The organism is Ramlibacter sp., assembly GCF_028292805.1.
GTDB lineage: Bacteria > Pseudomonadota > Gammaproteobacteria > Burkholderiales > Burkholderiaceae_C > Ramlibacter.
In genome coordinates this window covers 1-18,688 of record NZ_JAQGLS010000302.1, presented here as the reverse complement: position 1 = coordinate 18,688, position 18,688 = coordinate 1, and the positions used below count along the sequence as shown (strand labels likewise).

Annotated in this window: 20 protein-coding genes and 1 pseudogene; 12 read left to right on the top strand and 9 right to left on the bottom strand. The window is 68.9% G+C overall.

From position 1 onward, the window contains the following. Positions 1 to 76 precede the first annotated feature (76 nt). Positions 77 to 328: a KGG domain-containing protein gene (locus JWP65_RS18460; RefSeq protein WP_299766394.1), complete on the top strand. Its 252-nt coding sequence runs from the start codon at positions 77 to 79 to the stop codon at positions 326 to 328. Between the two features lie 63 nt (positions 329 to 391). Here the strand turns inward: JWP65_RS18460 and JWP65_RS18455 are convergent, their stop codons facing one another. The 4 genes from JWP65_RS18455 to aceE all read right to left on the bottom strand — a co-directional run bounded on the left by JWP65_RS18455 (position 392) and on the right by aceE (position 4,640). Next, complete coding sequence (locus JWP65_RS18455) at positions 392 to 574, bottom strand: hypothetical protein (RefSeq protein ID WP_299766392.1); 183 nt, start codon at positions 572 to 574, stop codon at positions 392 to 394. Positions 575 to 696: 122 nt separating this feature from the next. Then, on the bottom strand, positions 697 to 1,020 hold the full coding sequence (locus JWP65_RS18450; RefSeq protein WP_299766390.1) for a plasmid stabilization protein: 324 nt from the start codon (positions 1,018 to 1,020) through the stop codon (positions 697 to 699). Positions 1,021 to 1,110: 90 nt separating this feature from the next. Further along, the gene (locus JWP65_RS18445; RefSeq protein ID WP_299766388.1) at positions 1,111 to 1,938 is read right to left on the bottom strand and encodes a creatininase family protein; all 828 of its coding nucleotides are present in this window, start codon (positions 1,936 to 1,938) and stop codon (positions 1,111 to 1,113) included. Between the two features lie 26 nt (positions 1,939 to 1,964). Next, positions 1,965 to 4,640, bottom strand: a complete 2,676-nt coding sequence (gene aceE, locus JWP65_RS18440) for a pyruvate dehydrogenase (acetyl-transferring), homodimeric type (RefSeq protein WP_299766386.1) — start codon at positions 4,638 to 4,640, stop codon at positions 1,965 to 1,967. 104 nt (positions 4,641 to 4,744) lie between these two features. Here aceE and JWP65_RS18435 point away from each other — a divergent pair, with 104 nt between their 5' ends. From JWP65_RS18435 to priA, 8 genes are all read left to right on the top strand, one after another. Continuing rightward, entirely contained in the window at positions 4,745 to 5,215 is a 471-nt protein-coding gene (locus tag JWP65_RS18435) for an Lrp/AsnC family transcriptional regulator (RefSeq protein WP_299766384.1), read from the top strand. A gap of 140 nt (positions 5,216 to 5,355) precedes the next feature. Continuing rightward, positions 5,356 to 5,514 carry a hypothetical protein gene (locus JWP65_RS18430; RefSeq protein WP_299766382.1) on the top strand — a complete coding sequence of 53 codons (159 nt, stop codon included), beginning with the start codon at positions 5,356 to 5,358 and terminating at the stop codon, positions 5,512 to 5,514. A gap of 52 nt (positions 5,515 to 5,566) precedes the next feature. After that, positions 5,567 to 6,310: an alanyl-tRNA editing protein gene (locus JWP65_RS18425; RefSeq protein WP_299766380.1), complete on the top strand. Its 744-nt coding sequence runs from the start codon at positions 5,567 to 5,569 to the stop codon at positions 6,308 to 6,310. A gap of 42 nt (positions 6,311 to 6,352) precedes the next feature. Next, the gene (locus tag JWP65_RS18420) at positions 6,353 to 8,488 is read left to right on the top strand and encodes a thioredoxin family protein (RefSeq protein WP_299766378.1); all 2,136 of its coding nucleotides are present in this window, start codon (positions 6,353 to 6,355) and stop codon (positions 8,486 to 8,488) included. A 21-nt stretch (positions 8,489 to 8,509) separates the two neighbouring features. After that, positions 8,510 to 9,115 (top strand): thioredoxin family protein, encoded by a 606-nt coding sequence (locus JWP65_RS18415; protein ID WP_299766376.1) that lies wholly within the window; start codon positions 8,510 to 8,512, stop codon positions 9,113 to 9,115. Between the two features lie 59 nt (positions 9,116 to 9,174). Then, positions 9,175 to 9,300, top strand: a complete 126-nt coding sequence (locus JWP65_RS18410; RefSeq protein WP_299766374.1) for a hypothetical protein — start codon at positions 9,175 to 9,177, stop codon at positions 9,298 to 9,300. 235 nt (positions 9,301 to 9,535) lie between these two features. Continuing rightward, positions 9,536 to 10,645 (top strand): uroporphyrinogen decarboxylase, encoded by a 1,110-nt coding sequence (gene hemE / locus JWP65_RS18405; RefSeq protein ID WP_299766372.1) that lies wholly within the window; start codon positions 9,536 to 9,538, stop codon positions 10,643 to 10,645. Positions 10,646 to 10,995: 350 nt separating this feature from the next. After that, entirely contained in the window at positions 10,996 to 13,047 is a 2,052-nt protein-coding gene (gene priA / locus JWP65_RS18400; RefSeq protein ID WP_299766370.1) for a primosomal protein N', read from the top strand. 42 nt (positions 13,048 to 13,089) lie between these two features. On the opposite strand, the gene rsmI is transcribed toward priA, so the two are convergent. After that, complete coding sequence (gene rsmI / locus JWP65_RS18395; protein ID WP_299766368.1) at positions 13,090 to 14,004, bottom strand: 16S rRNA (cytidine(1402)-2'-O)-methyltransferase; 915 nt, start codon at positions 14,002 to 14,004, stop codon at positions 13,090 to 13,092. Positions 14,005 to 14,034: 30 nt separating this feature from the next. On the opposite strand from rsmI, the gene JWP65_RS18390 reads away from it, so the two are divergent. After that, entirely contained in the window at positions 14,035 to 14,391 is a 357-nt protein-coding gene (locus tag JWP65_RS18390) for a YraN family protein (protein ID WP_299766366.1), read from the top strand. A 36-nt stretch (positions 14,392 to 14,427) separates the two neighbouring features. Here the strand turns inward: JWP65_RS18390 and JWP65_RS18385 are convergent, their stop codons facing one another. After that, positions 14,428 to 14,889 carry a hypothetical protein gene (locus JWP65_RS18385; protein WP_299766364.1) on the bottom strand — a complete coding sequence of 154 codons (462 nt, stop codon included), beginning with the start codon at positions 14,887 to 14,889 and terminating at the stop codon, positions 14,428 to 14,430. 180 nt (positions 14,890 to 15,069) lie between these two features. Here JWP65_RS18385 and JWP65_RS18380 point away from each other — a divergent pair, with 180 nt between their 5' ends. Continuing rightward, complete coding sequence (locus tag JWP65_RS18380; RefSeq protein ID WP_299766362.1) at positions 15,070 to 15,669, top strand: phosphoheptose isomerase; 600 nt, start codon at positions 15,070 to 15,072, stop codon at positions 15,667 to 15,669. Further along, positions 15,666 to 16,361 carry a BON domain-containing protein gene (locus JWP65_RS18375; protein ID WP_299766360.1) on the top strand — a complete coding sequence of 232 codons (696 nt, stop codon included), beginning with the start codon at positions 15,666 to 15,668 and terminating at the stop codon, positions 16,359 to 16,361. The genes JWP65_RS18380 and JWP65_RS18375 overlap by 4 nt, the downstream gene beginning before the upstream one ends. A gap of 55 nt (positions 16,362 to 16,416) precedes the next feature. Here JWP65_RS18375 and JWP65_RS18370 read toward each other — a convergent pair whose 3' ends face one another. The 3 genes and pseudogenes from JWP65_RS18370 to JWP65_RS18360 all read right to left on the bottom strand — a co-directional run. Beyond that, entirely contained in the window at positions 16,417 to 17,319 is a 903-nt protein-coding gene (locus JWP65_RS18370) for an NAD(P)-dependent oxidoreductase (protein ID WP_299766358.1), read from the bottom strand. Between the two features lie 60 nt (positions 17,320 to 17,379). Continuing rightward, complete coding sequence (locus tag JWP65_RS18365; protein ID WP_299766356.1) at positions 17,380 to 18,516, bottom strand: PilT/PilU family type 4a pilus ATPase; 1,137 nt, start codon at positions 18,514 to 18,516, stop codon at positions 17,380 to 17,382. Between the two features lie 10 nt (positions 18,517 to 18,526). Then, positions 18,527 to 18,688: pseudogene (locus JWP65_RS18360) on the bottom strand (twitching motility protein PilT); the annotation flags it as partial.

The window sequence follows — 18,688 nt, the reverse complement described above, 5'->3', positions numbered from 1 at the left end:
CGCTCAATCGGTCCATGGACGGCCCAGACCGGACATGCAGTTCCAACACTTTTGTTTTGTGCAAGGAGATCGACACATGGCTTCCAACAATCAGGGTACCCAGGGCGGCAAATCGAACCGCGGCTTCGCCTCGATGGATCCGCAACGCCAGCGCGAGATCGCCAGCGAGGGTGGTCGCGCCGCCCATGAAAAGGGCACTGCCCACGAGTTCACCTCGGAAGAAGCACGCGAAGCCGGCCGCAAGGGCGGGCAAGCCCGCAGCGCCAACCGGCGCGCCCAGGCTGCATCCGGCAGCAGCGACGGCAGCGGCTCGCGCAGCAACAGCTGAGCCAGGAGGCTGGCTGTTTCAAGGCCGCCTGCGGGCGGCCTTGTCTTGGCCGCTAGCGACTGCCTAGGCTTCGCCGAACTGCCACTCGCCGACCAGCCGGACCCGTTCGTCCAGGGCCTCGGGCAGCTGTTGTTGCGGCGGCGCCGCCGCCTGCAGCGTTGGCGCCGCCTCCACCCGCACCGACACCGGCAACACGACGGCGGCACGCTGGTTCGATGGCAACTGGAAAATGGAGGAAAAGCGCATGAGGTTCAGTCTGAGCTTGCAGTCTGGGGCAGCTTCACCCGGCGGCCCCGTGAAGTTCGACACGGCGGCGAATTAAATCCGAACCGTGTCGTCAGGCTCCAACTCGACCGTAGTGCTATCCCTCAGCGGTCGACGGCGCGCTGGAGTTGCTCCTTGTTCATGCTGGAGCGGCCCGAGATGCCTTTTCGCCTGGCTTCCTCATAGAGCTGGTCGCGCGTGCGGCCGCCTTCGCCGCCGTGCGAGCGCTTGCCGCCGCGCACCGGCGCCGGCGTGTCACGCCTGGCCTGCGGGCTGGACTTCTTCGCCTCCCCATGCTGGGCGCGCTCCTTGTTCACCGTGCGGGCGGCGATCTCCTGGGCGGTGTCGGTTTTCTTGCCGCGCTGGACCAGGCCTTCCTTGATGTGTTCGTACTGGCGTTCGCGCTTGGCACTCCACGCTTTGGGCATGAGGGTCTCCTTTTCGAGGAGAAACTATCGGCCCGGCGCGCGCAAGGGCGCGGTCGGATGGCGCCCGAAGCTGCCGTAGGACCCGTGCGGTCAGCCCACCGGACCGGGCCGGAGCGTGGCCAGGGGCAGCGCCGCGATTTCCTGCAGCAGCAAGGCGAGCTGGCGGCCGGTGGCCTCGAGCACGGGCCGGCCCTTGTCCGCGCTGGCTCCGGCGGCGTTGCCGGCCGCGCCCTGCCCGTTGTAGTCCTGCATGGCCCAACCCAGCTTGGCGCTGCGGCCGTTGCCCAGCACCGGATAGCGCCCGGCCCGCTCGCTGGAGGTCGATGCAAAGTCCTGCGCCTGGTCCATCCGCACCCGCTGCGGACTCAAGGCCAGCATCAAGGAGGTTTCGATCTCGCCGGCATGGACCCCGAAGCGGTGTTCCTCGGGGGTGAACTGGCCAGTGACGGCGTCCCCCAGCGGCAGGTTCCACCAGCTGCAGCCGTAGACGATCAGGCCGCAGCGGGTGCGCAACTCGCGCGCCGCGATGTCCAGCAGGCTGGCCTGGCCGCCGTGGCTGTTGAACAGCAGCAGCTTCCTGACGCCGCTGCGGGCCACGCATTCGCCCAGCTCGATCCAGCTGGCCAGCACCGTGTTCCAGGACAGCGTCAGCGTGCCGGCGAACGCTGTGTGCTCGGGGCTGTAGCCCACTTGCTGGGTGGGCAGCACCAGCACCGGCAGGTCGGCCGGCAGGTACGGCAGCGACTGCGCGATCATCCCGTCGACCAGCGCCTGGTCCACCGCCAGCGGCAGGTGCGGCCCGTGCTGCTCGGTGGCGCCCACCGGCAGCACGGCGACGGTGCGCTCGGGATCGAGCGCCGCGAAGTCGGTGGTGCGCAGGTCGGCCCAGAAGCGGGAGGGGAGCGGGGCGTTGGCCATGGGCGGCATCTTAAGCCGCCCCCGGTTCAGGACAGCAGCGCGTGCTGCGCCGCCTTTGCGATGCTGGCGGCGTCGACACCGAAGAAGCCGCGCAACGCGGCCCGGGTGTCGCTGCGGCCGAAGCCGTCGGTGCCCAGGCTCAGGTAGCGGCGGCCGGCGGGCACGAAGGCGCGGATGCTTTCCGGAACGGCGCGCACGTAGTCGCTGGCGGCGATCACCGGCCCGCGCCCGGCCAGCTGGCGGGTCACGAACGACTGCTCGCCGTCGTCCCCGCCGGCGATCGCCCGCTGCTCGCAGGCGATGCCGTCCCGGGCCAGCTCGCTCCAGCTGGTGACGCTGAAGACCTCGGTGGCGATGCCGTCAGCGGCCAGCTGCTGCGCCGCCTTGATCACCTCGGTCAGGATCGCGCCGGAGCCCAGCAAGGTCACGCGCTCGCGCGCGGTCTCGTCACCGTAGCGGGCGAAGCGGTAGCAGCCCTTGATCACTTCCTCGCGCGCCTGCGGCGGCAGGTCGGGCTGGGCGTAGTTCTCGTTCATCAGCGTGACGTAGTAGAAGACGTCGCGCTGCTCCACCAGCATCTCGCGCATGCCGTGGTCCACGATCACCGCCAGCTCGCCGGCGAAAGCCGGATCGTAGGCCTTGCAGTTCGGGATGGTCGCCGCCACCAGGTGGCTGCTGCCGTCCTGGTGCTGCAGGCCCTCGCCGCCCAGCGTGGTGCGGCCCGAGGTCGCGCCCAGCAGGAAGCCCCGGGCGCGCTGGTCGGCGGCGGCCCAGATGGCGTCGCCCACGCGCTGGAAGCCGAACATCGAGTAGTAGATGTAGAACGGCAGCATCGCGTGGCCATGCACGCTGTAGCTGGTGGCGGCGGCCGTCCAGCTGGCGATGGCGCCGGCCTCGCTGATGCCTTCCTCCAGGATCTGGCCGTCCAGCGCCTCGCGGTACGACAGCACCGACCCGATGTCTTCCGGCTCGTAGCTCTGGCCGGCGCTGGAATAGATGCCGACCTGCTTGAACAGGTTGGCCATGCCGAAGGTGCGGGCCTCGTCGGCGACGATCGGTACGATGCGCGGACCGAGTTGCGGGTCTTTCAGCAGCGTGCCGAGCAGGCGAACGAAGGCCATCGTGGTCGACATCTCCTTGCCACCGGCTTGCAGCGCGAACCGGGCGTAGCTGGAATTCTCCGGCACCGGCACCACATCGCATGCCGTGTGCCGCTGCGGCAGGTAGCCGCCCAGCGTGCCGCGCCGCTGGTGCAGGTAGCGCATCTCGGGGCTGTCGTCAGGCGGTTTGTGGAAGGCCAGCGTGGTCGCCTGTTGGTCCGACAGCGGCAGGTTGAATCGGTTGCGAAATTCCAGCAGCGCCGCGTCGTCCAGCTTCTTCTGGCTGTGCGTGGTCATCTTGCCCTGGCCGGCCGCGCCCATGCCGTAGCCCTTTTTGGTGTGGGCCAGGATCACCGTCGGCTGACCGCGGTGCTGCGCCGCCGCGGCGTAGGCGGCATGGATCTTCACCAGGTCGTGGCCGCCGCGCTTGAGCCGGTCGATCTGTTCGTCCGTCATGCCTTGCGCCAGTCGCTTGAGTTCGTGGTCCTGGCCGAAGAAGTGCTCGCGGTTGTAGCGGCCGTCCTTGGCCGCGAAGGTCTGCATCTGGCCATCGACCGTGTGGTCAAAGGCCTTGATCAAGGCATTGGTGGTGTCGCGGGCAAACAGGCCGTCCCAGTCGCTGCCCCACAGCAGCTTGACGACGTTCCAGCCGGCGCCGCGAAACAGCTTTTCCAGCTCGTCGACGATGCGGCCGTTGCCGCGCACCGGCCCGTCCAGGCGCTGCAGGTTGCAGTTGACCACCCACACCAGGTTGTCCAGCTTCTCGCGCGAGGCCAGCGTCAGCGCGCTCATGCTTTCGGGCTCGTCCATCTCGCCGTCGCCGAACACACCCCAGGCTTTTCGACCATCGCAGTTGACCAGCTGCCGATGGGTCAGGTAGCGCATGAAGCGGGCGTGGTAGATCGAGCTGATCGGACCGATACCCATCGAACCGGTGGGGAACTGCCAGAAGTCGGGCATCAGCCAGGGATGCGGATAGCTGGAAAGCCCGCGGGCGCCGTCCGCCGACGCGGTGATTTCCTGGCGGTAGTGCGCCAGGTCGGCTTCGCTCAGCCGCCCTTCGAGGAAGGCGCGGGCGTAAACGCCCGGTGCGCTGTGCGGCTGGAAGAACACCAGGTCGCCGCCGTGATCGAGACCCTGCTCCCCACGCTCCCCCGCATGATGTGGGTCGCTGCCGCCCCGAGGAAGGCCGCCGTTCGGGGCGGCCCCGAGAGGCTCGCTGCGGGCCCGGAAGAAGTGGTTGAAGCCCACTTCGAACAGGTCGGCGGCGCTCGCATAGCTGGCGATGTGGCCACCCAGCTCGCCGTAGGCCGCATTGGCGCGCGCCACCATGGCCAGCGCATTCCACCGCATGATCGAGGCCAGCTTCTCCTCCAGTGCCAGGTCGCCGGGAAAGGCCGGTTGCCGCTCCACTGGAATCGTGTTCACGTAAGGCGTGACCAGCTGCGGCGACCAGCCGACGGCCGGGCTGCGGGCCATCACCGCCAGTTGGTCGAGGACGAAGCGGGCCCGCGCCGGCCCATGCGCGACCACCAGCGACTGGAAGGCTTCGCGCCATTCGGCGGTTTCGGCTGGGTCGGGATCGCTCATGTGGTCGGCCATCCTCGCACTCTAGGCGCGCGGGCGCGGCAGAGGATGTCGAATGCCGTTCGGCCCCCATCTTCTGCAGCATAGAATGCCGTCTCTTCGCGTTTTTCCAGCACACAATGCAACTGGACGCCATCGACTTTCGCATCTTGGGGCAGTTGCAGCAGGACGGCTCACTGACCAATGTGGAGCTGGCCCGGCGGGTCCACTTGTCACCCTCGCCTTGCCTGGCGCGGGTCAAGGCGCTGGAGGCGGCCGGGGTGATCGAGCGCTACGTGGCGCTGGCCAACGCCAAGTTGCTGGGCCTGGGCCTGAACGTGTTCATCAGCATCAGCCTCAAGGCGCAGACCAAGGAGGCGCTGGCGCGGTTCGAGCAGCGGATCGCCGAGCACGACCAAGTAATGGAGTGCTACCTGATGACGGGCGACAGCGACTACCTGATTCGCGTCGCGCTGGCGGACATCCCCGCGCTGGAGCGCTTCATCCTGGAGCAGCTCACGCCCATCCCCGGCATCGAGAAGATCCGCTCCAGCTTCGCCTTGAAGCAGGTGCGCTCCAAGACCGCCTTGCCGCTGCCCCAGCGTCCTTGACTACACGGGCGGCCCACGCAGCCGTAGGAGGGCGCACGCGACCGTAGGATGCGGGCTGACCGCCGCGCAGCCTGCCCGCCCGTGCCGCGGCGCGGCATCCGCCGAACGACGGTTGCCTGGCGCCAAGCAATGATTCAGGCATGGAAACGCTTCGCCTCATCACCCGCTCACCGGAGCCCGCCGACTGGGCCAAGGCCTTCTGGCCCTCCGTGGCGCTGGCGGTGGTCGCGATGCTGGACCAATCGACCCGCGGCCCCTCGGTCACCACCCTCGTTCTGACCGCCTTGCTGGGCAGCTGAGCTTGCTACCCGGCGCCGGCGCTGCGCCGGCGTTGGCGCGACAATCGAGGGCATGACCCAAGAGCTGTTTCGCCAGGACGCCTACCTGCGGGAGACGCCTGCCACCATCGTTGCCATCACCGAACACGGGCTGGTCCTGGACCGGACCGTGTTCTATCCGCTGGGCGGCGGGCAAGCCGGCGACACCGGCGCACTGGTGCTGGCCAACGGCGACAAGCTGCAGATCGCCGACACCCGCAAGTGCAAGGACGCCGAAGGCCGCGCAACGCTGGGCATCGTCCACATCCCGGCCGCCGGCCAGGAAGCGCTGCTGGAGCTGATGCAGGCCGGCGACCAGGTGGTGGCACGCGTGGCCTGGGACCGCCGGCACAAGCTGATGCGCTTTCACACCACCACCCACTTGCTGTGCCACCTGGTGCCGCAGCTGGTGAACGGCTGCTCGATCACGCCCGAGTACGCGCGGCTGGACTTCAACATGACCGAGCCCCTGGACAAGGAGGCGCTCACCAGCGGCATTGCCCGCCTGGTCGCCGGCTCGCATGCGGTGGAGGTCGGCTCGATCACCGACCAAGAACTGGACGCCAACCCGGCCCTGGTCAAGAGCATGTCGGTGCAGCCCCCGCGCGGCACCGGCTCGATCCGCACCATCCGCATCGCCGGCGTCGACGGGCCGCTGGACTTGCAGCCCTGCGGCGGCACCCACGTGGCCAACACGGCGGAAATCGGTGCGGTGGTCGTCACCAAGATCGAAAAGAAGAGCGCCACCACCAGGCGGGTGGTGTTGGGATTCGCCTGAATGGCCGGAACTTCCCACCGCCCGCTGAGCTCCATCCGCGCAATGACTTTTTCACGCATTGCCGCCTGCCTCGCACTCGCCGCCCTGCCCTTGCTCGCAGGCGCGCAGGGCTTTGCCAAATCCACCGTTGTCACCGAGCGCGTGCGCGCCGAATTGCTGGCGCATGCGCCCGATGGCGTCGATCCGGGCAAGACGGTCTGGGTCGGGCTGCAACTGAGCCACCAGCCCAAGTGGCACACCTACTGGAAGAACTCCGGTGATTCCGGCCTGCCGACGCAGCTGACGTGGTCGCTGCCGCCGGGCGTCGAGGCCGGCGAGATCGCCTGGCCGGTGCCCAGGAAGATCCCGATCGGCCCATTGGCCAACTACGGCTACGAAGACACGGTGCTGCTGCCGGTGCCGCTGACGATCACGCCGCAGTTCAAGCCTTCGCTGGGCAATGACCTGGAGGTCAAGCTCAAGGCGAGCTGGCTGGTGTGCAAGGAAGAGTGCATTCCCGAAGAAGGCGAATTCGCGCTCAAGCTGCCGACGCGCAGCACCACGGCCGGCAGCGCGCAGGCTTTCGAGGCGGCGTTCGCGGCGCAGCCGCGTGCGGTGCCGGGCACGATTCCAGGCAGCACCGCCCGCATCGACGGCAATGCCCTGGCCATCAGCGTGCAAGGGCTGCCGGTCGCCGTGCGCGGCAAGACGCTGGAGTTCTTCCCCGAGACCGGCGAAGTGATCGAGCCGGGTGCCGCCTGGACCCAGGCCTGGCACGGCGCCGAATGGACGGCCCGCGTGCCGCTGTTCGCACAGCGCAGCGCCAGCCCCAACGTGATGCCGGTGGTGGTGGCCGACGGCGGCCAGGGCTGGCGGGCCGAGCTCAAGGTGCTTGGCACCTGGCCGCAGGCGGCGGCGCCGGCCACGGTGTCGCCAGCGCTGGAGCAGGCCTTGCGCGCCAATGTGGCCGCCGCGGCGGCTGGCAGCAACGGCGCGTCCATCGGATTCGCCGCGGCGCTGCTCGGCGCCTTGCTGGGCGGGCTGATCCTGAACCTGATGCCTTGCGTGTTCCCGGTGCTGGCGATCAAGGTGGTGGGTTTCACCCGCCATGCCGACGACCGCCGCGGCCACCGCATCGCCGGCCTGGCCTATACCGCCGGCGTGGTGCTGTCGTTCGTGGCGCTGGCGGCGCTGATGCTGTCGCTGCGCGCCGCCAGCGAACAACTGGGCTGGGGCTTCCAGTTGCAGTCGCCGGCCGTGGTGGCGGCGCTGGCGGCCCTGTTCACGCTGATCGCACTGAACCTGGCTGGCATGTTCGAATTCCGCTCCGTGCTTCCGAGCAGCCTGGCCACGCTGGAGGCGCGCCATCCTGTCGCCAACTCCTTTTTGACGGGGGTGCTGGCGGTGGCGATCGCCTCGCCTTGCACCGCGCCTTTCATGGGCGCATCGCTCGGCCTGGCCGTCGGCCTGCCGCCAGCGCAGGCACTGGCGATCTTCGCGGTGCTGGGCCTGGGCATGGCCTTGCCTTACCTGGCGGCCAGCTGGGTGCCGGCAGTGGCGCGCTGGCTGCCGCGCCCCGGCCCGTGGATGGAAACCTTCCGCCGCCTGATGGCTTTCCCGATGTTCGCCACCGTCGCCTGGCTGGTCTGGGTGCTCGGCCAGCAAAGCGGCATCGACGGCGCCGGCGCCTTGCTGGCGCTGCTGGTGGCGCTGAGCATGGTGGCCTGGGCATTGACGCTGCGTGGCCGCACCCGCATGGCACTGGCCTCGGTCGCGATCGCCGGGCTGGCGCTGGTCGCCTGGGCCACCGGGGGCGCGCTGACCCGGCAGGCACCGGAGCAGCCGCTGGCCGTCGCCGCCAGCCGCTGGCAAGCTTGGACGCCGGGCCGCGTCGACCAGCTGCTGGCTTCGGGCCAGCCGGTGTTCGTCGACTTCACCGCCGCCTGGTGCGTCACCTGCCAGTTCAACAAGAAGACCACGCTGGCCCACGACGGGGTGCTGTCCGATTTCGACGCCGCCAACTTCGCGCTGCTGCGGGCCGACTGGACGCGCCGCGATCCCGCCATCAGCGCGGCGCTGGCGCAGCTGGGACGCAACGGGGTGCCGGTGTACGTGATCTATCGCCAGGGGCGCGCGCCCGTGGTGTTGTCCGAGGTGCTGGGCGTGCAGCAACTGCGCGCCGCCATCTCCCAGCTGTAGTTGCCGCTCCAGGAGGTCTCCATGTTGCGCCGTGCCCTGCTCGCCATCTCCGCCCTCGCCTTCGTCGCCGCGGCCCAGGCCGCGCCGCCGGTGGGCCAGCCCGCTCCCGAGATCGCACTGAAAGACGCCAGCGGCAAGGCCGTCAAGCTGAGCGACTACCGCGGCAAATACGTGGTGCTGGAGTGGACCAACCCCGGCTGCCCGTACGTGCGGAAGCACTACAACAGCGGCAACATGGCCGCCACGCAGCAGGACGCCGCCGCCAAGGGCGTGGTCTGGCTGTCGGTCAACTCCACCGAGAAGGCCGCCTCCGACTACCTCGAGCCGACCAAGCTGGTGGCTTGGCAAAAGGAACGCAAGGTACAGCCCACCGCGGTGCTGATGGACGAGGACGGCACGGCCGGCAAGGCCTACGGCGCGCGCACCACGCCACACATGTACATCGTCGATCCGCAAGGCCGGCTGGTTTACGCCGGCGGCATCGACAGCATCGCGTCCAGCAACGAGGACGACATCGCCAAGGCCACCAACTACGTCAAGCAGGGCCTGGCCGAGGCGTTGGCGGGCAAGCCGATCACGGCGGCGACCACGCGGCCTTACGGCTGCTCGATCAAGTACAAAAGCTGACCCGGCCGGCATCCCGGCCTGGAGCCGGCAATGACAGGGCTTGTGCATCCACTGGCCCCATGGGCACCATCGCCCAGCTGCGCCGCATCCTGGTCACCTGCCGCTCCATCGCGGTGCTGAGCCTGTCGCTCCAGTGGCACCGGCCCCGTTTCTTCGCCGCAAAGTACATGCAGGAGCACGGCTAACCGATCGTGCCGATCAAACCGGGCCCGCCGGAGAATCCCGGGCCGCAAAAGCCACCCGCAGCGTCACTGCGGGCGGAGCCGGCGAGCAGATCGACATGGTGGACTGCTTTCGCCGCAGCGCCGACATCCCGCCGACCGCCGATGCGAGGCGATCGCCATCGGCGCCAGATGTCTGTGGCTGCAGATCGGCGCGGATCATGGACGGGGGCCAAAGCTGGCCTGCGACAATCGGGGGATGAGTTTCGCCCCGCTTGCCAACGACACCTTTCTGCGCGCCTGCCTGCGGCAAGCCACCCCCTACACCCCTTTGTGGCTGATGCGGCAGGCCGGGCGCTACCTGCCCGAATACAAGGCCACGCGCTCCCGCGCCGGCAGCTTCATGGGCCTGGCCACCAACGTGGATTACGCCACCGAAGTGACCTTGCAGCCGCTGGAACGCTTCCCCCTGGACGCCGCGATCCTGTTTTCCGACATCCTCACCGTGCCGGACGCGATGGGCCTGGGCCTGAGCTTCGCCGAGGGCGAAGGCCCGAAGCTGGCGCGACCGCTGCGCGACGAGGCGGCGGTGGCGAGGCTGGCGGTGCCCGACCTGGAGCAGCTGCGCTACGTCTTCGACGCGGTGACTTCGATCCGCCATGCGCTCAAGGGCCGGGTGCCCCTCATCGGTTTTTCCGGCAGCCCCTGGACGCTGGCTTGCTACATGGTCGAAGGCAGCGGCTCCAAAGACGACTGGCGCGGCGTCAAGAGCATGCTGTACAGCCGGCCTGACCTGATGCACCGCATCCTGGCCGTGAACGCCGAGGCCGTCATCGGCTACCTCAACGCGCAGATCGAGGCCGGAGCCCAGGCCGTGATGGTGTTCGACAGCTGGGGCGGCGCGCTGGCCGACGGCGCGTTCCAGGAATTCAGCCTCGCCTACACCGAGCGGGTGCTGGCCGGCCTCAAGCGCAGCCACGAGGGCCAGGTGATTCCGCGCCTGGTCTTCACCAAGGGCGGGGGGCTCTGGCTGGAGCAGATGGGCGCGCTCGATTGCGAAGTGCTCGGGGTCGACTGGACGGTGAACCTCGGTCGCGCGCGCGCGCTGGTGGGCGGCGCCAAGGCACTGCAGGGCAACCTCGACCCGGCCGCGCTGTTCGCGCCGCCGGCGCAGGTTGCGCAGCAGGCGCGCCGGGTGCTCGAAGCCTTCGGCACGCCGCACACCGGCCCCGGCGCCGGCCCCACGCACATCTTCAACCTGGGCCACGGCATCAGCCAGTTCACGCCGCCCGAGCATGTCGCGGCGCTGGTCGAAGCGGTCCACACGCATTCGCGCGCCATGCGCCCGCAGGTTTCGGGCAAAGCTTGAAACTGCCGTCATCAGGGAGTTCCCTAGCAGACAACCGGAGCAAAAGCCCGGCCGGCGTCCTCGACTTATGCACAAAAGGCGTGTTGCGGCGCAATGAAGCGCCAGCTGGGCGCCGCCCCCTGCTGCAAAAAATATAGCACCCGTAAGTCGTTGATTTGAATGGGAATTAAGTTCTGCACTTTTTCCCGAGCCAGCGGGGAAGCGCTTGATTCTTCAGGGCTTGCCGGCCGCTTGGCACGTCCTATCAACAAAGTTATCCACACATTTCAAGGTGGCAGGCAAAGTCCAGTGGAATCAACGACTTATCCGGGTTTTCGCGGAGCAGCCTTAAAGAAATTCCCTAACTCGACGTGAAAACCGACCATCCGTTGTCCGTCGTCGTGCCGACGCCCGCCCACAGTTCGGTCGCCGCCGCGCTGAGCTATCGAAGTGAGTTGCCACTCGCCGCCGGCTGCTTGGTCCGTGTGCCGCTGGGCCGGCGCGAAGTCTGCGGCGTGGTGTGGGACAGCCCGCCAGAAGTGGAAAACCTGCTGGATCCGGCCAGCATCAAGGCCATCGCGGGGCCGCTGGACGGCATCCCGCCGCTGTCGCAGGCATGGCGCGACCTGGTTACTTTTTCAGCCAGCTATTACCAGCGCAGCCTGGGAGAAGTGGCGCTCGCCGCCTTGCCGCCGCAGCTGCGCGGCCTGGACGCCACCCAGCTGGCCCGCCGGTTGCGGCGGGTGCGGGACGCCGGCGCGGCCCCGACCACCCGCGCCGCCCCGCCCCTGACCGCGGAGCAGGCCCTGGCGCTGGGGAGCATCGAGGCCGATGCCGGCCCGTTCCTGCTGTTCGGCGCCACCGGCAGCGGCAAGACCGAGGTTTACCTGCAAGCCGTGCAGCGGATGCTGGAGCGCGAACCGCACGGCCAGGCGCTGGTGCTGGTGCCCGAGATCAACCTGACGCCCCAGCTGCAGGCGCGCTTCGTCGAGCGCTTCGGCGAAGACGCGGTGGTGGCATTGCACAGCGGCATGACCAATCCGCAGCGGCTGCGCAGCTGGCTGGCCGGCCACCTGGGCCAGGCCCGGATCGTGCTGGGCACGCGGATGGCGGTGTTCGCCTCGCTGCCGCGGCTGCGGCTGCTGGTGGTCGACGAGGAGCACGACCCCAGCTACAAACAGCAGGAAGGCGCGCGTTACTCGGCCCGCGACCTGGCCATCTACCGCGGCCGGCTGGAGGATGCGAAGGTGGTGCTGGGATCGGCCACCCCCTCGCTGGAGAGCTGGCACGCCTGCGAGCGCGGGCGCTACCGACGGCTGGACATGCCCAGCCGCATCGGCGCCGGCGTGCTGCCGGCGGTGCGGCTGGTCAACATGAACCACCAGCCCAAGCGGGCGGTGTTTTCCGGGCCGCTGCTGGCGGCGATCCGCGAGCGGGTGGCCCGCGGCGAGCAGTCGCTGGTGTTCCTGAACCGACGCGGCTACGCCCCGGTGCTGGCCTGCGGCGCCTGCGACTGGCGCAGCGAATGCAGCTTCTGCAGCGCCTTTCGGGTGTTCCACAAGATCGATCGCAGCTTGCGCTGCCACCACTGCGGCTTCACCGAGCGGGTGCCGCGCGCCTGCCCCAAGTGCGGCAACGTCGACATCGCACCGCTGGGCCGCGGCACCGAGCGGCTGGAAGAGACGCTGGCGGAACTGCTCGCCGACGCCGTGGGACCGGGCGGCCGGCCGGTGCGCATCGCCCGCATGGACGCCGACAGCACGCGCCACAAAGGCGCGCTGGAGGAACAACTGGCGCAGGTGCATGCGGGCGAGGTGGACGTGCTGGTGGGCACCCAGATGGTGACCAAGGGCCACGACTTCCGCAGCATCACGCTGGTGGCCGCGGTGAACCCGGATTCGGCGCTGTTTTCCAGCGACTTCCGCGCGCCCGAGCGCATGTTCAGCCTGCTGATGCAAGCCGGCGGGCGGGCCGGCCGGGACGCCGCGCATGCCGCGGCCAGCGAGATGTGGGTGCAGACCTGGCACCCCGAGCATCCCCTGTTCGGCGCGCTCAAGCGGCACGATTTCCCGGCCTTCGCTGCGCAGCAGCTCAAGGAGCGGCAACAGGCCGCCATGCCACCCTACGCCTACCAGGCGCTGCTGCGGGCCGACGCCCGCACGCAGCAAGTGGCCCAGCAGTTCCTGACGGTCGCGGCCCAGGCCGCCGAGGGGCTGGACGCCAGCGGCCAGGTCGTTGTCTACGCCCCTGTTCCGATGGGCGTGCAGCGTGTTGCCAACGTGGAGCGGGCGCAGCTGCTGGTGGAAAGCGGCTCGCGGCCGGCCTTGCAGGCTTTCCTGGGGGCTTGGCAGCCAGTGCTGCAGGCGGCCCGGGTCAAAGGCGTGATCCGCTGGGCCGTGGACGTGGATCCGCTGGTGATCTGACGCCTCAATGGTGCGCAGCGGGGGGCGCACCGCCGCCCCGCGTCATTCCTCCGGCTCCTCCTGCTTCATCCCGAGCGCCGCCTGGTACAGCCCGTTGCGCGGCGCCCCGGTGATCTCCGCCGCCAGCCGCACGGCGGTCTTGACCGGCAGCTCCGCCAGCAGCAGCCGCAGCACGCGCAGCGGCTCCTGGTCGTCGGCGACGTGGGCCAGCGGGTGCAGCAGCAGCGCGAATTCCCCGCGCAGGCGTTGCGGCGAGCCGGCCACCCAGGCGGAAAAGGCTGCGCAGGGCACGGTCGCGATTTCCTCGAACTGCTTGGTCAGCTCGCGCCCCACGGTGACCGGCCGCTCGCCCAGCACCGCCAGGGCATCGGCCAGAGCCGCGATGCGGTGCGGCGCTTCCAGCAGCAGCACCGCGCGCTGCTCCTGCGCCAGCGTGGCAACGGCCTGCTGCCGCTCCATGACCTTGGCCGGCAGGAAGCCGGCAAAGACGAAGCCGCTGTCCTCGCCCGCCACCCCGGCCGCGCTGACCAGCGCCGTGATGCTGCTGGCGCCCGGCACCGGCACCACGCCCAGCCCGGCCGCCCGCGCCGCGGCCACCACCCGCGAGCCCGGATCGCTCACGCCGGGCTTGCCGGAGTCTCTGACGTAGGCCACCCGCTGGCCTTGCTGCAGCCGCCCGACCACCTCCTGGGCGCCCTGCGCCTCGTTGTGGCGGTGCACGCTGAGCCAGCTGCCGGCAGGCTTGTCGATGCCGTAGGCGCGCAGCAACGCCTGCGTGTGGCGGGTGTCCTCGCAGGCGATGACGTCCACCAGCTGCAGCACATGCAGCGCCCGCAGGCTGATGTCCGCCAGGTTGCCTATGGGCGTGGCAACGACATACAGGGCCCCCTGCGGATAATGCTGGGCCGAGGCCGCCTCGCGCGCGGCGGCGAGGGCGGGGGCGAAGGATGCGCTCAAGAAGACTCCATCTGAAAGACCAACCGGGCCGTGAGCACCAAGGAACAAGGCGATGCCGCCGAGGACCAGGCACTGCGCCACCTGCGGGCGCAGGGGTTGCGGCTGGTGGCGCGCAATTATCGGACGCCCGGGCGCGGCGGCGGCGAGATCGACCTGGTGATGCGCGAGCCGGACGGAACGCTGGTCTTCGTGGAGGTGAGGAAGCGGGGCAGCGCGCGCTACGGCGGCGCGGCCGGCAGCATCGGCTGGCAAAAGCAAAGACGCATCGTCTTTGCCGCGCAGCACTATCTGCTGCGGCTGGGGCGGATGCCACCCTGCCGTTTCGACGTCATCAGCATCGAAGGCGCCGGCATCCAGTGGATGCGGGGCGCCTTCGATGCCGGCTAGGACCCGAGGGCCCTAGCGCGAAGCGATCACTGTGACTTAACCGCGGTCGGCCTTGGCGACCAGCTGGGGAGCCGGCTCAGCCGCGGGGGCCGGGGCAGCACCCATCTGCTGGACTTCCTGCGCGGGGGCCGGAGCCTGGGCCACCGGGGCGGGAGCCGCCGGCGCGGCAGCGACTTCCTGCACGGTCACGATCTGTGCGGTTTGCACCTGGTCGACAAAGCCTGGCACACCGGTCTCCCCCATGGAGGTGAGGTGGGTGCTTTGCTGGCCGGCGCCCAGGGCGTGGTTGGTCACGAACGGGTTGGGCGGCACGCCCTGTGCCATGGCGACACCGATGACGGCGACGGCAGAGGCACCAACCACCAGACCTGCGATTTTTTTCAGAACAGCCATTGCAACTTCTCCTAGAGCTTGATTTGTGAACTTGACCTGCCTGGGGATGTGTTCCGCCAGCAGTGCAAGATTAATGAGCTGGCGGCCCGGCGAGGTCAGCCCCATGCGGCAGTGCTTGTGGGGTCATGTCGTGGCTTGCGTCGTCCATTCGTTGGCCGCGCCGTGCGACGAGGCCTACATCTGCCTGTGCATCGGTATCCGTCTGGCCCAGACGGTAACCAGGGAATGAGTGCCTTGACACAGCTTTCATCAAGGGCGCCGGCGCGCCGGGTATCATCTCCTGCCATGCTCGAGCAACGCATACAGCAGCACTTCATCGACAGCGCGGATTTGAAATACCAGTCCGCGCAGACCCTGAGCAAGCCGATCGCGCAAGGCGTGCAGGCGATGCTCGCGTGCGTCACCAGCGGCGGCAAGGTGCTGGCTTGCGGCAACGGCGGCTCGGCCGCCGACGCGCAGCACTTCTCGGCCGAGTTCGTCGGCCGCTTCGAACGGGAGCGGCCCGAACTCGGCGCCATCGCGCTGACCACGGACAGCTCCATCCTGACGGCGATCGGCAACGACTACGACTTCACCCGCATCTTCTCCAAGCAGGTGCGCGCGCTCGGTCAGGCCGGCGACGTGCTGCTGGCGCTGTCGACCAGCGGCAACTCGGCCAACGTGCTGGCGGCCATCGAGGCCGCCCACGAGCGCGAGATGACGGTGGTGGCTCTTACCGGGCGCGGCGGCGGCAAGATGGCCGCCTTGCTGCGCGAGACAGACGTGCATATCTGCGTCCCGCACGAACGCACGGCGCGCATCCAGGAAGTGCATATCCTGGTGCTGCACTGCCTGTGCGACGGCGTCGACGCCCAACTGCTGGGTGACCAGGAAACCTCCACATGAAGCATTCCATCCGTTCCCTCTCGCTGGTTTCCATCGCGGCCGTGCTGCTGGCCGGCTCGCTCGCCGGCTGCGCCCCGCTGCTGGTGGCTGGCGCCGCCGGCACCGCGCTGATGGCCACCGATCGCCGGACCTCGGGCGCCCAGCTCGATGACGAGGCGATCGAGCTGCGGGCCGCCGTCCGGCTGCGCGAGAACTTCGGCGACAACGCACACCTGAACGTCACCAGCTACAACCGCCAGGTGCTGCTGACCGGTGAAGTGCCGAACGACGCGGCGCGCCAGCGCGCCGAGCAGGTGGTGGCCGGCATCGACAACGTGCGCGGCATCGTCAACGAACTGGCCGTGATGCCGGTGACCGGCTTGGGGGCGCGTTCCGGCGACGTGCTGATCACCGGCAAGGTCCGCGCATCCTTCGTCGACGCCTCGGACCTGCAGGCGCAAGCTTTCAAGGTGGTGACCGAGCGCGGCGTGGTCTACCTGATGGGGCGCGTGACGGACCGGGAAGCCGAGCGCGCCACCTCGATCGCCCGCGGCATCGGCGGCGTGCAAAAGGTCGTGCGGATCTTCGAGCCGGCCAACGCCGACATGCCGCGCGCGCCGGCGCCCACCACGAGCGTCGCACCGACGCCGGTCCCCGCGTCCGGCGCACCGTTTCGCACCGAACCGGGCGCGACGGCTTCGCCGGTGCGCTGACCAGGCGCCGCCATGCAAAAGGGCCGCTCGCGCGGCCCTTGTCACGTCTGCGCAGTCACTTGAGCCGGTAGATCAGGCTCGACGTGTCCCAGCGCTTGCCGCCCAGCGCCTGGAGGTCGGCGTAGAACTGGTCGACCAGCGCCGTCACCGGCAGCCGGGCGCCGTTGCGCTTGGCTTCGTCCAGCACCAGCCCGAGGTCCTTGCGCATCCAGTCGACGGCGAAGCCGAACTCGAACTTGCCGGCGATCATGGTCTTGCCGCGGTTGTCCATCTGCCAGCTTTGCGCGGCGCCCTTGCCGATCACCTCCAGCACCTGCTCCATGTCGAGCCCGGCCTTCTGGCCGAAGGCGATGGCTTCCGACAGCCCTTGCACCAGTCCGGCGATCGCGATCTGGTTGACCATCTTGGCCAGCTGGCCGGCGCCGCTCGCGCCGAGCAGCGTGAACGCGCGCGAGAACGCCATCGCCACCGGCCTGGCGGTTTCGAAGGCCGCCGCGTCACCGCCGCACATCACGGTCAGCAGGCCGTTCTGCGCGCCGGCCTGGCCGCCGGACACCGGCGCATCGACGAACTGGATGCCGCGCCTGGAAGCTTCCGCGGACAGCTCGCGCGCCACGTCGGCCGAAGCGGTGGTGTGGTCCACGAACACCGCGCCGCCCTTCATGCCGCCGAAAGCCCCCTGCTCGCCCAGCACCACCGAGCGCAGGTCGTCGTCGTTGCCGACGCAGCAAAACACGAAGTCGCAATCGGCCACCGCTTCGCGCGGCGTTGGCGCCGCGCCGCCGGTGAATTCCTTGCACCAGGCCAGCCGCTTTTCCGCGCTGCGGTTGTAGACCGTGACGCGGTGCCCGGCCAGCGCCAGGTGGCCGGCCATGGGAAAGCCCATGACGCCAAGGCCGAGGAAGGCGACCTTGCGCGAGGGCGTGGCTTCGTAGGGGCGAAAGTTGGTGCTGCTCATGCCGGCGACTTTAGCAGCGCCGCTAGCGATCGTCATCCCGCGCAGGCGGGAATGACCAGGTCAAACGATCGCCAGGTGTTCCGTGCCGGCCGACAGGTCCTGCGACTTCGCCCTCTGGCTGTTCAGCTTGATCTGCAGACGCAGGTCGTTGACGGAGTCGGCGTTGCGCAGCGCGTCCTCGTACGTGATCATGTTGCTCTCGTACATGTCGAACAGCGCCTGGTCGAAGGTCTGCATGCCCAGGTTGCGGCTCTTCTTCATGATCTCCTTGATCTCGGAGACCTCGCCCTTGAAGATCAGGTCGGAGATCAGAGGCGTGTTCAGCAGGATCTCGACCGCCGCGCCGCGCCCCTTGCCGTCCTGCTTGGGCACCAGCCGCTGCGAGATGAAGGCCTTCAGATTCAGCGACAGGTCCATCAGCAGCTGGGGCCGCCGCTCTTCCGGGAAGAAGTTGATCACCCGGTCCAGCGCCTGGTTGGCGCTGTTGGCGTGCAGCGTGGCCATGCACAGGTGGCCGGTCTCGGCGAAGGCGATGGCGTGCTCCATCGTTTCCTTGTCGCGGATCTCGCCCATCAGGATCACGTCGGGCGCCTGCCGCAGGGTGTTCTTGAGGGCCGCCTCCCAGCTGTCGGTGTCCAGCCCCACCTCGCGCTGCGTCACCACGCAGTTCTTGTGCGGGTGCACGAACTCCACCGGGTCTTCGATGGTGATGATGTGGCCGTAGCTTTGCTCGTTGCGCCAGTCGATCATCGCCGCCAGCGTGGTCGACTTGCCCGAACCGGTGGCGCCCACCAGCACCACCAGGCCGCGCTTGGACATCACCACTTCCTTGAGCACCTGCGGCACGTTCAGCTTGTCGATGGTGGGCAGGATCATGGGGATCACCCGCAGCACCATGCCGACCTTGGACTGCTGCACGAAGGCATTGACGCGAAATCGCCCGACGCCGGGCGGCGCGATCGCGAAGTTGCACTCCTTGGTGCGCTCGAACTCGGCCGCCTGCTTGTCGTTCATGATGGAACGGGCCAGCGCCAGCGTGTGCGAGGCGTTCAGCGGCTGCGGCGACACCTTGGTGACCTTGCCGTCGACCTTGATCGCCGGCGGAAAATCCGATGTGATGAACAGATCGCTGCCATTGCGGCCGATCATCAACTTCAACAAATCGTTGATGAACTTCGTTGCCTGGTCGCGTTCCATGATCGGGTCCTCAGCCTGGGAAATTCTCGGGGATCTTGGCCTTGCCGCGGGCTTCGGCGGCGCTGATCTGGTTGCGCTTGACCAGGTCGGTCAGGTTCTGGTCCAACGTCTGCATGCCCACGCTGTTGCCGGTCTGGATCGACGAGTACATCTGCGCCACCTTGGCTTCGCG

Excerpts from the sequence above, each read along its gene's own strand:
- JWP65_RS18415 (WP_299766376.1), top strand. The coding sequence starts at position 8,510 with ATGTTGCGCCGTGCCCTGCTCGCCATCTCCGCCCTCGCCTTCGTCGCC.
- JWP65_RS18435 (WP_299766384.1), top strand. The coding sequence starts at position 4,745 with ATGCAACTGGACGCCATCGACTTTCGCATCTTGGGGCAGTTGCAGCAG.
- JWP65_RS18410 (WP_299766374.1), top strand. The coding sequence starts at position 9,175 with ATGGGCACCATCGCCCAGCTGCGCCGCATCCTGGTCACCTGCCGCTCC.
- JWP65_RS18365 (WP_299766356.1), bottom strand. The coding sequence starts at position 18,516 with ATGGAACGCGACCAGGCAACGAAGTTCATCAACGATTTGTTGAAGTTG.
- JWP65_RS18385 (WP_299766364.1), bottom strand. The coding sequence starts at position 14,889 with ATGGGGCTGACCTCGCCGGGCCGCCAGCTCATTAATCTTGCACTGCTG.
- JWP65_RS18420 (WP_299766378.1), top strand. The coding sequence starts at position 6,353 with ATGACTTTTTCACGCATTGCCGCCTGCCTCGCACTCGCCGCCCTGCCC.
- JWP65_RS18370 (WP_299766358.1), bottom strand. The coding sequence starts at position 17,319 with ATGAGCAGCACCAACTTTCGCCCCTACGAAGCCACGCCCTCGCGCAAG.
- aceE (WP_299766386.1), bottom strand. The coding sequence starts at position 4,640 with ATGGCCGACCACATGAGCGATCCCGACCCAGCCGAAACCGCCGAATGG.
- JWP65_RS18430 (WP_299766382.1), top strand. The coding sequence starts at position 5,356 with ATGGAAACGCTTCGCCTCATCACCCGCTCACCGGAGCCCGCCGACTGG.
- JWP65_RS18450 (WP_299766390.1), bottom strand. The coding sequence starts at position 1,020 with ATGCCCAAAGCGTGGAGTGCCAAGCGCGAACGCCAGTACGAACACATC.
- JWP65_RS18460 (WP_299766394.1), top strand. The coding sequence starts at position 77 with ATGGCTTCCAACAATCAGGGTACCCAGGGCGGCAAATCGAACCGCGGC.
- JWP65_RS18455 (WP_299766392.1), bottom strand. The coding sequence starts at position 574 with ATGCGCTTTTCCTCCATTTTCCAGTTGCCATCGAACCAGCGTGCCGCC.
- JWP65_RS18425 (WP_299766380.1), top strand. The coding sequence starts at position 5,567 with ATGACCCAAGAGCTGTTTCGCCAGGACGCCTACCTGCGGGAGACGCCT.
- hemE (WP_299766372.1), top strand. The coding sequence starts at position 9,536 with ATGAGTTTCGCCCCGCTTGCCAACGACACCTTTCTGCGCGCCTGCCTG.
- JWP65_RS18375 (WP_299766360.1), top strand. The coding sequence starts at position 15,666 with ATGAAGCATTCCATCCGTTCCCTCTCGCTGGTTTCCATCGCGGCCGTG.
- JWP65_RS18445 (WP_299766388.1), bottom strand. The coding sequence starts at position 1,938 with ATGGCCAACGCCCCGCTCCCCTCCCGCTTCTGGGCCGACCTGCGCACC.
- JWP65_RS18380 (WP_299766362.1), top strand. The coding sequence starts at position 15,070 with ATGCTCGAGCAACGCATACAGCAGCACTTCATCGACAGCGCGGATTTG.